The 12567-nt window shown below is 49.1% G+C and carries 13 protein-coding genes and 1 tRNA gene; 9 read left to right on the top strand and 5 right to left on the bottom strand.

Going from position 1 to position 12567, the window contains the following annotated elements:
• Positions 1–53: 53 nt before the first annotated feature.
• Positions 54–130: transfer RNA gene (locus ACES2G_RS12225), tRNA-Met, on the bottom strand.
• 310 nt (positions 131–440) lie between these two features.
• On the opposite strand from ACES2G_RS12225, the gene ACES2G_RS12230 reads away from it, so the two are divergent.
• From ACES2G_RS12230 to ACES2G_RS12240, 3 genes are read left to right on the top strand one after another with little or no spacing between them, the layout of a single operon-like run.
• Entirely contained in the window at positions 441–1880 is a 1440-nt protein-coding gene (locus tag ACES2G_RS12230) for a hypothetical protein (protein WP_374000320.1), read from the top strand.
• On the top strand, positions 1852–2367 hold the full coding sequence (locus ACES2G_RS12235; protein ID WP_374000321.1) for a hypothetical protein: 516 nt from the start codon (positions 1852–1854) through the stop codon (positions 2365–2367). The genes ACES2G_RS12230 and ACES2G_RS12235 overlap by 29 nt, the downstream gene beginning before the upstream one ends.
• Before the next feature lie 18 nt (positions 2368–2385).
• Positions 2386–2850 (top strand): hypothetical protein, encoded by a 465-nt coding sequence (locus ACES2G_RS12240; protein WP_374000322.1) that lies wholly within the window; start codon positions 2386–2388, stop codon positions 2848–2850.
• 36 nt (positions 2851–2886) lie between these two features.
• On the opposite strand, the gene ACES2G_RS12245 is transcribed toward ACES2G_RS12240, so the two are convergent.
• Both ACES2G_RS12245 and ACES2G_RS12250 read right to left on the bottom strand, forming a co-directional pair.
• The gene (locus ACES2G_RS12245) at positions 2887–3609 is read right to left on the bottom strand and encodes a HEAT repeat domain-containing protein (protein WP_347359635.1); all 723 of its coding nucleotides are present in this window, start codon (positions 3607–3609) and stop codon (positions 2887–2889) included.
• Positions 3610–3614: 5 nt separating this feature from the next.
• The gene (locus tag ACES2G_RS12250) at positions 3615–4574 is read right to left on the bottom strand and encodes a hypothetical protein (protein WP_374000323.1); all 960 of its coding nucleotides are present in this window, start codon (positions 4572–4574) and stop codon (positions 3615–3617) included.
• Positions 4575–4665: 91 nt separating this feature from the next.
• Here ACES2G_RS12250 and ACES2G_RS12255 point away from each other — a divergent pair, with 91 nt between their 5' ends.
• From ACES2G_RS12255 to ACES2G_RS12265, 3 genes are read left to right on the top strand one after another with little or no spacing between them, the layout of a single operon-like run.
• Entirely contained in the window at positions 4666–6024 is a 1359-nt protein-coding gene (locus ACES2G_RS12255; protein WP_374000324.1) for a dihydroorotase, read from the top strand.
• Positions 6021–6593: an inner membrane-spanning protein YciB gene (locus ACES2G_RS12260; protein ID WP_374000325.1), complete on the top strand. Its 573-nt coding sequence runs from the start codon at positions 6021–6023 to the stop codon at positions 6591–6593. Before ACES2G_RS12255 ends, ACES2G_RS12260 begins: the two co-directional genes overlap by 4 nt.
• A gap of 1 nt (position 6594) precedes the next feature.
• Positions 6595–7425 carry a DUF6279 family lipoprotein gene (locus tag ACES2G_RS12265; protein ID WP_374000326.1) on the top strand — a complete coding sequence of 277 codons (831 nt, stop codon included), beginning with the start codon at positions 6595–6597 and terminating at the stop codon, positions 7423–7425.
• Here the strand turns inward: ACES2G_RS12265 and ACES2G_RS12270 are convergent.
• Together ACES2G_RS12270 and ACES2G_RS12275 are read right to left on the bottom strand one after the other, a co-directional pair.
• The gene (locus ACES2G_RS12270; RefSeq protein ID WP_374000327.1) at positions 7413–8228 is read right to left on the bottom strand and encodes an enoyl-CoA hydratase-related protein; all 816 of its coding nucleotides are present in this window, start codon (positions 8226–8228) and stop codon (positions 7413–7415) included. The genes ACES2G_RS12265 and ACES2G_RS12270 overlap by 13 nt on opposite strands.
• A gap of 170 nt (positions 8229–8398) precedes the next feature.
• Positions 8399–9937 (bottom strand): S8 family serine peptidase, encoded by a 1539-nt coding sequence (locus ACES2G_RS12275; RefSeq protein ID WP_374000328.1) that lies wholly within the window; start codon positions 9935–9937, stop codon positions 8399–8401.
• Positions 9938–10109: 172 nt separating this feature from the next.
• On the opposite strand from ACES2G_RS12275, the gene ACES2G_RS12280 reads away from it, so the two are divergent.
• The 3 genes from ACES2G_RS12280 to ACES2G_RS12290 are packed head-to-tail and all read left to right on the top strand — an operon-like array spanning position 10110 to position 12552.
• Positions 10110–10901 carry an undecaprenyl-diphosphate phosphatase gene (locus ACES2G_RS12280; protein WP_374000329.1) on the top strand — a complete coding sequence of 264 codons (792 nt, stop codon included), beginning with the start codon at positions 10110–10112 and terminating at the stop codon, positions 10899–10901.
• Between the two features lie 19 nt (positions 10902–10920).
• Positions 10921–12048 carry a mechanosensitive ion channel family protein gene (locus tag ACES2G_RS12285; RefSeq protein WP_374000330.1) on the top strand — a complete coding sequence of 376 codons (1128 nt, stop codon included), beginning with the start codon at positions 10921–10923 and terminating at the stop codon, positions 12046–12048.
• A gap of 12 nt (positions 12049–12060) precedes the next feature.
• Positions 12061–12552 carry a hypothetical protein gene (locus tag ACES2G_RS12290; RefSeq protein WP_374000331.1) on the top strand — a complete coding sequence of 164 codons (492 nt, stop codon included), beginning with the start codon at positions 12061–12063 and terminating at the stop codon, positions 12550–12552.
• Positions 12553–12567 lie beyond the last annotated feature (15 nt).

The following is a 12567-nucleotide window of genomic DNA, read 5'->3' on the forward strand; positions in this document are numbered from 1 at the left end:
AAGAGGCTCATTTCTTGCGAAACTTCCTTCGATACACGATCGAAGAACAAAATTGGTAGTGAGAGGCGGACTTGAACCGCCGACCTACGGATTATGATTCCGTTGCTCTAACCAGCTGAGCTACCCCACCACACAGTAACACACCCGACAAGGACGAAGCCCCGTTGGAAGTGCGTGAAGCAAGATTTTTAGTTGTGAACGCGCAGGAAGTCAATAATGGGCTTTGCGTTAAATTAGATTCCTTAAATTTTACCCAATTCCTCGCCTTAGGTCTTGACCCTGTGACTTTTCCGCAATGCAATTACAGGTCATGACAGATTATTCGGACTCCAACGAAGGGGACCGAGCGAGCAGTGCGAGAAAGAACCTGTCACTAGTACCGCTGCTCTAGAAAAGAAAATGAAAAAAGGGCCCCAAAGCCCACCACGGAGGGATAAACAATGAAAAAACTCATGATGGCCATGGCCGTCCCGGCACTTCTTGCGGGTTGTTCGGACCACAAAGGCACTCAAAAAAACGACACTAATGGTTTTGCCGGTCTGTTCTGGCAGCAATCCACCAACGTCATCTCTATCCGCACTTTTGACGACAAACCTGTAAAAGGCGCGCAAATCCTGATCGGTGACGCTTTAAACTCCCCGTTTGCTGGCAACTTCCTGACCACAGACGACAACGGCCAAGTTGAAATCCCAGCGGCTTGGAACACGGGCCTTCCTGTGACAGTTCAAGCCCCAGGCTTCCTGCGCAGCACTTATATGAATCAAGAGCCGGGCGCATTGACGATCAAACTTCGCGCTCAAGCGACCAAGACTCAGTATGAAGTTAAAGGTGTGACCTCCGGTCTTCCGATCCAAAACAAAGATGGCTATGTCGACTTCGGTTTGGTGATGCCAGCGTTCTCTAAAATGGACCTTCTGGCTTTTGACATCAATAATGTCATCAGCCCGCAGTTTGACCGTATCTCTGCCATGGGTCAGGACATCGACATCCCGGCCAACATCTCCGTACCTGATCAAAGCGAAAAGTACGGCCTGTTCACTATCAACCTGGATAAACCGACTTACCGTATTTACTACGGAAACAGTGGTGTTAACCGCGTCTTCGCAGCTCGCGGCCGATTCCCGTTCAAATCCACAGTGGACGCTCTTCGTGGCGGGGCCGAATTCTATGAGCTGATCAATTCCTTCACCATCAACGGTGGCGCCGTTCGCGACATCGAAGTGAAATCCGGCAGCACACGCTTGGACATGCCAACTCGTGAAATGAACTTCACCGAGAAAAAAGACGTCGGAGCCCCAGGCTTCCGTTCAGACGAAACCTTTATCGCTGTCGGCGTAGCGAACCAATCCGGCTACCTGATCCCGACAGACGTGAAGTCCATCCAAAACGGCAAGAAAATGGGCCTGAACACCCTTCCAGGTTCTGACCCTATGGTTCTGGGTGTGCTTAAGAAAACAGCAGACCTTAAATCTGGCGGCGACCGCATGAGTGCGACTCTGCTTCCGTTTGCTGCGGGCACGACTCCTCAGATGTTGCCTCTGATCCCAGATCCAACTTTGCAGGCGGGCGAGCTTTTGATGCCTAAATTCAACACAATCGACGGAGTCAGCCCAATTGCGACTTATTCTGTTCTTTCCAAGGAAGAAGAAGTGGTTCAAGGCTCTGCGAAGGTGAAAATCCTGAACCCACAATGGGAAGTTTACTCACCAAACTGGGCTGAGCGCGTGAAATTGCCTCAATGGCCGAATGATTCCGCAATCGCTGGTAAAAAACGTTGGGAAGTGAACTTCGTGGGCAGCCAAACTACTTCACAAGCGGCCCTGGGTCCTGCTATGATTGAAGCCGCAACACATGTCACACACAGTTCCGTCTCTTTCTAGAAAAATCCTTCTTGGACTTGTGATTATCACAGGCTGCTCCTTATTTGGGTGCAGCCTGTTCGATAAAAAGCCTTCCGCCCACCAACGCATGGGCCAAATCAACAAACAAAAAGTCTTCTTCGCTCCTTACGACAACGTCTGGAGAGCCGCCCACGCGGTCCTGAAGTACCCGATCGCCCAAGAAAACCAAGACACCGGCGTGATTGAAACTGAATACATCAAAGGCATTGATGGCTGGCAACCGCCAGGCCAGACCGAGCGCCCATCCGGTGGCATCCGCTATAAACTGACCCTGATCTTTGCCCGCGGCAAAACCGAGGGGCGCGAATCCACGCGTGTGACTATTGAAAAGCGTATGGAGATTTTAAAAGACTTCTTCTCGGAGCCTGAAACAATGGAAACCGACGGTTTGGAAGAAAAAATCATCTTCTATCGCATTGAGCGTGAGTTGATCATTAACGAAGCCCTGAAAAAGGCCGGATTCTAAATCCGTAGGATTTTATCTATGAATAGCAAATTTAAAAGAATCGTGATCTTTGCCAGCGTCTTACTTCTTCAGCCCATGATGAACCCTGGCTCCTTGGCTTTGGCGAAAAGAAAAACTCCTCCAAAGGCTTTTAGTTTTATTGCCGAAGGTGGCAAAGCCTCTCAAGGCGAATGTGATGGCGAACGCAAAATCCCTCGCCTGAAACGCCTTAAGGAATTTGGCAACACCAGCTCTTACATGGGCTCTGAACTGCAAAGCCCCGAGATCAAAGGAAAAATTGACGGCGAGATGTGGAAGCACTTCTTCCGAGTTAAAGCCTCCTGTAATACGGTTTTGGCAAAAACCCCGTCTTCTGTGAATGAAGCCCTGACAAGTGCTAAGCCCGATCTTCCAGAGGAAGAGGACATCGAAGATACCGACGCCCCCGAACAGACCGAAGGGTCCACAGAGAGCCCTACTGACGGCGCCGCCGCTTCTGAATAAGTTCACTAAAAAAGCCGGGTCTCCCCGGCTTTTCTTTTAATTGTTCTTCTTAATATAGTCTTTCCAAAGATCGACCAAGGCGGTCTGCTTCATCGGCTTATCGTTCAGCCGAACTCCCGTCAGCTTTTCCAACCCCCGCACAGCGGGCAGATGAACCCGGGCGTCTTTATCCGTCAATAAGCCCGCGAAAGAGGACATCTCTCGATCCATCGGTTTTTTTGCCAAGGCTTCGACGATTTGATGACGGATCCAAAGGCTTTGGCGGTTTTTGAAGTTATAATCCTGATTCAACTCTTCCCATAAAAGCTCGCGATCCAAAGAACCGCTTTTTTCCAAAGTGTCCACCGCAGCGGAACGAACCACCAAGGCTTTGTCTTTGATCAGCTTTTTAGCAAGCTTTTCAGCTTCCGCCGGATTTACATCAGCCAATGCAATCAACGCAGCATTGCGCATGAACCACTGACTGTTAGATCCCGCTTTCACCAGATCCGGCGTCGACTTGGCTCCACGAGCCTCGGCCGCTGCCATCAAAGCGCGCCAACGAAGCCCCATAGGTTGGGCCTCACTAAATGCCAATGAAACAAAGTTTTGATAGTATTTTTCGCCCTGAACCTGGACCACCATCCGGCGGTTTTCACCAGGAAGTTTCAACAACTCCAAAGCAGAAGTTAAAGTGCTGGATGAAGGTTTAGATCCTGCCGCCAAAGCACTTGAAGAAAGTCCCGCAAACAAAACAGAGGCCATAAGAAACTTGTTCATAGCTTTTAACTCTTTTTGGAAACGAAGTTTTCAAACTCACTCATCAACTGATTAGTTTCATCGCCGGACTTCGCAGCTTCTTCACTGCCATCCCCGGCTTTTTCAGCAGCTTTGTCCAAGGCTCTTTGACCTTCCACTGCCGCTGCAAACTCTTTCATCAAATCATCATCAATCAGATCTGAACCACCTTCAGCCGGTGCGGGTTCTGCGGCAACCTCGACAGCAGGTTCTTCAACTGCTGGGGCTGCAGCCGGGGTTGGCGCTGGTTCCTCAACCGCTGGCGATGCCGCAGGTGCTGCTGCGCCTCCGGCTTTCAAAGATTCCAACTGCTTTTTCAGATCTTCATTTTCATCGCGGTAACGGGACAGATCCGCGATGTCTTCGCTGATGATTTCGTATTCAGCCAAACGAGCTTCCAGATCGCGAAGCTTGCCATTCAGTTCTTCTTTTTCAGCGGAAGACATTCCGCCCTCGGCTGAAGAAGCCCCACCCTCACCCGCTTGGCCAGATGCCTGGGCTGCTTGCAATTGAGTTTGCAGTTCTACGATTTTTTGGTGTCCTTCAGACAAAGACAAACGAAGCTGGGCCACTTCCGCCGCAGACTCCTTCGCCGCTTCAATTTCAGCAGAACTCACGGAAGCAGCCGCTGCCGGAGCCGCCGCTTGCACACGCACCGGAGCCGGAGATTCATCCATCTCCACATCCACCCCGAAATCCTCTGACGCAGCAGCACTGCGCGGGGATTTCCCGGAGGCTTGTTGATTGTCTAAAATCTTTTGCAGAGTTTTTTCAAGCTGAGCGGCATCCAACGAGCCGTTCCCCATCTCGCCTGCGCCTTTGTCTTTTTTCGCAAAAAAGGCGCGATAGGCCAGAAGCAATGAAATAAGAATAATGAGTGCTACGAGGCCCTCAATGATGGCGGTATTGTGCTGGTCCCAGAAGGAGAGAAATTTTTCAACTGTCACAATTCAAATTCTCACCTATCCCAGAGGCCTCGTCAACGCTGGACCTTCGAAGGTATCTAATGATAGGTTTGAAGGCATTCCGAGGTGATACATGTCTCAGCAACGTCCCTACGATCTGATCATTCAAGGCGGCACCTGCCTGCTGCCTCATCCTTCTGAAACTGGCCTGATTGAGCAGCAGGCCGACATTGCCATCCTAGATGGACGCATCGAAAAGATCCGAGAATCCATCAATGAACCGACCCTGAAAATCATCAAAGCTCACGGACTGCACGTCCTGCCCGGAGTGATCGACAGCCAAGTTCACTTCCGCGAACCGGGTCTGGTTCACAAAGAAGACCTTGAAACCGGCACCCGCGCCGCGATCTTGGGTGGAGTTACGAGTATTTTCGAAATGCCGAACACCAACCCCTCGACCACCACGAAAGAGGCCTTCGAAGACAAACTGAACCGCGCCAAAAACCGCTGTCACGCCAACTATGCCTTCTTTATCGGTGGAGCTCATGACAACGTCGATAAAATCGCTGAGCTGGAGCTTCTGCCCCACTGTTCGGGGATTAAGATCTTTATGGGAAGTTCGACCGGGAATCTGCTGGTCGAGGACGACGAAACCTTGGAAAAGATCCTGATGCAGGGGCATCGTCGTATTATCTTCCACAGCGAAGATGAAATGCGCCTGCGTGAAAGACGTCACATTGCCGTGGATATGGCAGATCCTCACTATCACCCGGTTTGGAGAGACGTCGAAACCGCCGTCAACTCGACCACCCGACTGCTGCGTTTGGCTCGTAAAACTGGTCGTAAGATTCACGTACTGCACGTATCCACGGGCGAAGAAATGGATCTTTTAAAAGACGCCAAAGACATCGCCACAGTTGAAGTCCTGCCACAGCATCTGACTTTGTATGCGCCAGACTGCTACGACAAACTGGGCACCTATGCCCAACAAAATCCGCCGATTCGTGAAAAGCGCCATTTAGATCGCATTTGGAAAGCCCTGCAAGATGGAACCGTGGATGTGATCGGGTCCGATCACGCCCCCCACACGCGTGAAGAAAAAGAAAAACCGTACCCCCAAAGTCCTTCCGGCGTTCCAGGCGTGCAAACCCTGGTGCCGATTATGCTGAATCATGTGAACGACGGCCGTTTAAGTCTGCGCAAGTTCACCGAGCTTGTGACTGAAAATCCTTGCCGAGTCTTTGGAGTTAAAAACAAAGGCCGCCTGCGCCAAGGTTATGACGCTGACATCACGATCGTGGATCTGAAAAAAGAAATGACGATTGATAATTCCTGGATCGCCAGCCGCTGCGGATGGACGCCATTCCATGGCATGAAGGTCACCGGATGGCCCACCCACACGATTGTCAGCGGGAAACTTGTGATGGAAAGCGATCAAGTCGTTTTGCCATCGCAAGGTCAGCCGGTGGATTTTCTGGACAAAACCCCATGAACCCGGCCCCTAAAAAAACGGCCGCTGGTCTTTTCTTCGGCGGCCTTCTTCCGGTTATCGCCTTTACGTTTATTGAAGAATATTACGGGATCATTCCGGGCCTGATTGCCGGGATGATCTTCGGTTTGGGTGAAATCATCTGGGAACTTTACCGCCACAAGAAAGTTCAAAAGATCACCTGGATCGGCAATGGAATGTTGCTGGTATTGGGTGGTGTTTCCCTGATTTCATCCGAAGGCATTTGGTTTAAGCTTCAGCCGGCTTTGATGGAGGGCGCTTTCACCCTTGTGCTGTGGGGCTCGTTGATTATGAAAAAACCTTTGCTGGTCTATCTTGCAGAACAACAAGGCCAGACATTTCCGGAAGAAATCAAATCCCGGATGAACGGCATCACCTTCCGTGTCGGCGTCTTTTTTGCCATCCATGCGGCGCTGGCAACCTGGGCGGCCCTTTATTGGAGCACCACCAACTGGGCCTTGTTAAAAGGCGTCGGTTTGACTGTCAGTTTTATCCTGTATCTTGTCATTGAGGCTTTGCTGTTACGACGGGCCATTTTAAAACAAAGATAGGATGAAAAAGATTTTTCTATTCTTCACGATCTTGATGTCCCTGGGGTGCAGCCGCCTGGATATGGTGGCTCGCTGGGCTGATGTCACGGCGGTTTCCCGCGCCGATAAATATTTTGATCTGACCAGTCAGCAGGAAAAAGAACTTAAACAAGATTTACAAAAAGACATCACTCGGTTACGCAAAGAACTGCTGCCTGAAGTCGCCCAATCTCTGCGCGAACTGGAGCCTGAAATCAAAAAAGGCCACATGAATCCGGCCCTGCTGGCAAAGAACTTTATGCTGGTGCAGGATTATTTCAAAAAAGGCGCAGGCTATTTCAAAAACACAGCCGCCAAAATAGCCACGCAGTTAAAAAAGAATCAGTTTGATCACTTCGCCGTAAAAGTCCGCGCTGATATTGAAGAGTCCAAACAAGACAATGACACGGCAGAAAAGGCTCAGCGCACGGCCTATAAACGCTATCGCCGTTCGGTGGAGTTCTGGATCGGCGGGATTTCCGCCAAACAACAAGATGAATTGGAAGACTTCCTCAAAACCCATCCCTATCCGTGGGCGCTTCAAAACAAAAGCCGCGAACACAGCTTAAAGCTGTTCCTGAATTCCAGTCAAAATCCAGAAGCTTTGAAAAAATTTGTCCTGGATTATTACACCGACTATGAATCCAGTCGTCTGCCCGAATTCACCGAAGCTTTAAACGCCCACAAATATGCCTTTCAAATCTTTCTGGCTGAAAAATTCTGGAAAGGCCTCAGCCCCGAACAAAAAGAAAATCTTCAAGAAAACCTGATCGCTCGGGCCGAGGATCTGGAAAAGATCGCTCAACGCCCTTGATAGTCCGCTGACTTCTTTTCTCTCATCGCTTCCAATGCCCGGAAGTGATCTTCCGTGCGTTGAGTAATACCCTGATAAGCCGCTGAAATATCCAAAATGGTCGAAAGATCATTCAAGTAAGCCATCTTCATCGCCTTTTTGGTCATCTGCACCGCCACCGGAGGATTCGCCGCAAGCTTAGTCGCCAACTTCTCAGCTTCGGCTTCCAAGGTCGCTTCCTCTACCAGATAGTTTAGAAGTCCCCACTTCAAGGCCTCTTCGCCGGAAACTAGATCCCCGGTCAAAGACATCTGCATGGCTTTGCTATACCCGATCACTCGCTGCAAGAAGAACGTCCCACCATCCCCGGGCACCAACCCCAGCTTGACAAAGGTTTCACCAAACTTGGATTTGGCAGTTCCGATACGCAAATCACACATCATCGCCAAATCACATCCCGCGCCAATCGCAGGCCCATTGACCATCGCAATCACCGGGGTCGAAAGCTCTTCAATGCATTTAGGGATCTGCTGAATACCATGAATATAGCGCATGCGAAGCTCGTTACTTTCACCGGCAAACATCCCGGTTTTGTTCTGCATAGCCTTCACATCGCCCCCCGCGCAGAACGAAGCCCCTTCGCCTTTCAGAACGATCACCCGAACTTCCGGATCAAAATCCGCAAACTTCAAAACCCGAGTCAAAGAATCCACCATCTCCAGCGAAATAGCATTGCTCTGCTCTGGATTATTCAAAGTCACCCAAAGTGTATAAGATTTTTTAGAAACCGAAAGATGCGTAAAAGCCTGAGAATAAAAAGACACTGATGCCCCCTAAAACAAAACTACCGAAGCGGTCTAGGAGATGTCAAATGCAAGGCGGAAGAAGGAGGCGTACCACTGGTACGTCGACGACGCCCAACGCAGCAGTTGGCGTTTCAAGGGCGCCTTCGGGTAGAAACGAAAAAAGGCTCCCTTATCGGGAGCCTTCTTAATTACTGACAGAATGGAAGATCTGGTTTGATTTGGCAGATGATCTGACAAATCGCTGGATCACCCAGTGGGCACTCGCCCGGCTGACCTGGATCAGGTTGACCTGGGTTTGGAGGCGTTGGGTTGTTACCGCCACCAGAAGAAGCACCTACGTGCATGTTCAAAGTGGAAGCTGTTTTACCAGTTGCATCAGTTACTGTGATAACAGTGGAACCGTTTGCTACTGCAGTCATTGTACCGTTGTCAGATACAGTTGCTACAGAAGTGTTGCTGGAAGCGAATTTGAATGGAGCTTTACCATTCAATACAGAAAGCGGCAAAGTCTCAGAAGTTTTGATTGTCGCCGCAGATGGAACAACAACCATTTTCTTGGACATAACAGCTTCTACAGCCTCAAAAGCATCAACGCGGCAGTTACATGCAGTTTCGATGGAAACTTTAGCACCTGTCGTCTGAAGGATAGCGCGGATTTGCGCACCAGTCAGAGAAGGATCTTGAGCTTTCATCAAAGCCACCAAACCAGACACTAGCGGAGTCGCCATAGAAGTACCAGAAAGGTTTCCGTACTTATTGTTTGGCAAAGTACTCATGATGTTTTCACCTGGAGCTGATACGTGAACTGTTGCAGTTCCGTAGTTAGACCAAGATGGTTTTGCATCAGAAGGACCAGAAGCCGCAACTGTGATAGAGTTAGGATAACCGTTGTTCGCTGGGAACATTTCAGTTTTATCGTTGTTTTTACCATCGTTCGCAGCAGCTGCGATGAAGATAACACCTTTATCATCAGCACGTTTCACTGCCTCAAGAAGCGGAGCTGCTTGATTACGAGGAACTGCCGCACCCCAAGATGCAGAGATGATGTGTGCACCTTTTTCGATAGCGTAGTCGATAGACTTGATCGCGTTGTTCAAGTCACCAGAACCGTCAGCACCCAAGAAGCGAAGTGGCATCATGGAAACTTCCGGAGAAAGACCTACGATACCACCGTCGATCAAACCAGTTGCCCCAACCGCACCCGCACAGTGTGTACCGTGACCTGGGTTTTGGAAACCAGTGATATCCATTGGATCAGCATCGTTGTCACGGAAGTCATAACCCGTGATCATGTTTGGAGCCAAAGCTGGGTGAGTGTAATCAACGCCCGTATCGATAACCGCTACGATAACGTTTTTGCTACCTTTGTTACCCGCGCGCTGCCAAGCTTTCTCGGCTTGAACTTTCGCGATAGACCATTGTTCTTTCAAAGCTGCTGCATCAACAGGCGCTTCGAAAGCTCTGATTTTGAAGTTAGGAACGATGTACTCAACTCCTGGCTGTCCCAAAAGAGAAGCCAAAGCCTGAGCTTCGTGATTCTTCGCGATGTCTACAAGAACTAAGCTTGCAGTGTCGTTGTGATCCATCATTTGGACCGTGGACACCTTAGATGTCGTCATTGTATTCAGCATGTTGAAAGCGCGTGTGTTCGTGTACTTTACTAGGTATTCGCCTGCGAACGCCTGAGAACCGAACAAAACCGCACCAACTAGTAATGCACGTTTCATATTAAACCCCCTCCGTGGTAAAAAAATCATATTCACCTTTCTTGAGCATTGCATACCAAAATCTTAAACAAATCTTAAAATCTTTTGACACAACCCATCGAATATTGAACCCACAACGCTTCTTTTCAATGATGTGGGCGACTGTTTTTATGCAGCGAAAGAGAGTTTCATCATGAGTTTTCTCCACGCCATCATCCTCGGCATTGTCGAAGGTATCACCGAGTTTCTGCCCATTTCCTCCACCGGGCATATGATTATTGCCAGCTCCATGATGGGAATCGAAGACAACTCTTTCACCAAAGCTTTTGAAGTGATCATTCAGTTTGGCGCTATCATGTCGGTTCTGGTTTTGTACTGGAAACGTTTCCTTCCCCAATGGGGATTCTACAAAAAGCTCTTCGTGGCGTTCCTGCCTACCGCGATCATCGGCTTCATTATTAAAGATGTCGTCGAGCACCTTTTAGGCAGCGTGCATGTCGTGGCCTGGTCGCTGATTGTCGGTGGAGTGATCCTGATTTGGTCCGACAAAATATTTGCACACCTGACAATGATGGGCCGAAAAACCGACGATCTGACATATAAAGACTCAGTCAAACTGGGACTGTTTCAATCCATCGCCATGATCCCGGGAGTTTCCCGGTCCGCAGCCACCATCATGGGTGGATTGACACTTGGCATGAATAAAAAAGAGGCAGCTGAGTTTTCATTTTTCTTGGCGGTCCCAACAATGGCCGCAGCAACCTTATATAAATTGTTGAAAATCTATAAGACGATTGAGCCCGCACAAATCAATGTTTTGCTGGTGGGTTGCGTAGTGGCGTTCCTTGTCGCGATGCTTGCGATCAAGTTCTTTATCGGTATAGTGTCTCGCTACGGCTTCCGAGGCTTTGGATACTATCGTATCGTCCTTGGAGTCATTTTACTTGTACTACTTTATTCCGGTCACAATCTGCAGGTGATGTAATATGAAAGAATTGTCCAGCATGGAAAAGTTTCTGTTTGAGGACTCTCAGTGGTTCTCGGCTGAAATGAGTGAGTTCCTGAAATCTACCGTCTTTATTATGTCCACATGGAAATGGGCTTTTCTGGGGCTGGCTTTTGCCGTGGGTATTTTCGTCCTACGCCCCCTGTTCCACTTCATCCTTAAAGAACTTAAAAAACACAATCCCATCGTCAAAAAGTATCCAAAAACGTTCTGGGGTTACTATTTACAATCCAATACCGATCGTCCTTTGGCTTGGATCTTGGTGATTCTGTTGTGGTTCGCGGCCGGTGACGCCGCTGAGCTTTCTGGGAAGTTTGCCAAATACTATGATCACTTCCTTCGTGGTTTGATTGCGATCTTTATCATTCGCTTGATTTACTATCTGGTCGACGCCGCTTGCTCGGTTCTGGCGGACTACACTTCCAAAACCCCCAGCACCTTCGACGATCAAATAGTGCCCTTTGCTTCCAAAGCGGCAAAGATCTTTGTCGTGGTCATGGGTTTCCTGATTGTCCTGCAAAGTTTCGGTCTGAATGTCATGTCTCTGTTGGCCGGCCTGGGACTAGGGGGCTTGGCTTTGGCCTTGGCCGCTCAAGATACCGCTGCGAACTTGTTTGGTTCGATCACTATCTTGTTTGATCGTCCTTTCCAAGTGGGCGACTGGGTGAAGATCAAGGACATGGAAGGCACTGTGGAAGAAATCGGTTTCCGCTCGACTCGCGTCCGTACTTTCTACAATTCTTTGATTACCATCCCCAATGCGATGATGGCCAAAGAAACCGTGGATAATATGGGTGTTCGACCAGCCCGCCGTGTGCGCCAAATCCTTGGACTGACGTATGAAACTTCACCGGCAAAAATTGAAGAATTCTGTGATCGCGTTCGCTACTATATCAAGTCCGATGAAAAGGTCATTGCGGACACGGTCACAGTTCACTTTAACAATTACAATGCCTCTTCGCTGGATGTGCTCGTCAATTTCCATTTAAAGGTATACACTGGGCCTGAAGAGCTGGCACATCAACAACGAATCTTTATTGAGATTTTGAAGATTGCCGCCGATATGAAGGTCGATTTCGCGTACCCAACGCAGACCGTATATCACATGAACCCCGCACCTCAATAGGACTCGACCGCGATGGCTGTAAAATTGGATTTCGTTGTTTTGAAAGAGCAGAATGTTGCCAAGGTCAGCTTGGGCGGTCTGCTTGAAAATGACGAAAAGGTCTTTTCTACCCTGCAAGTTCCAGAAAACTTGGAACTTCACCTGCATTTGGATCAGTTGCGCGGGATCAATTCCTTGGGTGTGCGTGCTTTCGTCAACTGGGCTTCGCCGCTTAAAAATGCAAAGATCCTGATTTACGATGCGCCCAAATGTTTTATTGATCAGGTTAATATGGTTGATGGTTTTTTGCCAAAGCAGGCCCGCGTGCGCAGCTTCTCGGTGCCCTACTATTCAGAATCTACGGGCGAAGAAACTCCGGTTCAGTTTTCTATCGGGATCAATTTTTATCTGTACGAAGGCCATTGGAAGTTTTCCTTCCCTGAAGTCCACGACAGCAACGGTCATTTAATGTCTCTGGATATTCAACCCGAGCGCTATTTCCGTTTCTTAGAGAAAATGAAGTAATTCTATATATACAGG

The sequence above is a fragment of the Bdellovibrio bacteriovorus genome (assembly GCF_041888015.1).
Taxonomy (GTDB): Bacteria; Bdellovibrionota; Bdellovibrionia; order Bdellovibrionales; family Bdellovibrionaceae; genus Bdellovibrio.

Excerpts from the sequence above, each read along its gene's own strand:
- ACES2G_RS12230 (WP_374000320.1), top strand. The coding sequence starts at position 441 with ATGAAAAAACTCATGATGGCCATGGCCGTCCCGGCACTTCTTGCGGGT.
- ACES2G_RS12235 (WP_374000321.1), top strand. The coding sequence starts at position 1,852 with ATGTCACACACAGTTCCGTCTCTTTCTAGAAAAATCCTTCTTGGACTT.
- ACES2G_RS12240 (WP_374000322.1), top strand. The coding sequence starts at position 2,386 with ATGAATAGCAAATTTAAAAGAATCGTGATCTTTGCCAGCGTCTTACTT.
- ACES2G_RS12245 (WP_347359635.1), bottom strand. The coding sequence starts at position 3,609 with ATGAACAAGTTTCTTATGGCCTCTGTTTTGTTTGCGGGACTTTCTTCA.
- ACES2G_RS12255 (WP_374000324.1), top strand. The coding sequence starts at position 4,666 with ATGTCTCAGCAACGTCCCTACGATCTGATCATTCAAGGCGGCACCTGC.
- ACES2G_RS12260 (WP_374000325.1), top strand. The coding sequence starts at position 6,021 with ATGAACCCGGCCCCTAAAAAAACGGCCGCTGGTCTTTTCTTCGGCGGC.
- ACES2G_RS12265 (WP_374000326.1), top strand. The coding sequence starts at position 6,595 with ATGAAAAAGATTTTTCTATTCTTCACGATCTTGATGTCCCTGGGGTGC.
- ACES2G_RS12275 (WP_374000328.1), bottom strand. The coding sequence starts at position 9,937 with ATGAAACGTGCATTACTAGTTGGTGCGGTTTTGTTCGGTTCTCAGGCG.
- ACES2G_RS12280 (WP_374000329.1), top strand. The coding sequence starts at position 10,110 with ATGAGTTTTCTCCACGCCATCATCCTCGGCATTGTCGAAGGTATCACC.
- ACES2G_RS12285 (WP_374000330.1), top strand. The coding sequence starts at position 10,921 with ATGGAAAAGTTTCTGTTTGAGGACTCTCAGTGGTTCTCGGCTGAAATG.
- ACES2G_RS12290 (WP_374000331.1), top strand. The coding sequence starts at position 12,061 with ATGGCTGTAAAATTGGATTTCGTTGTTTTGAAAGAGCAGAATGTTGCC.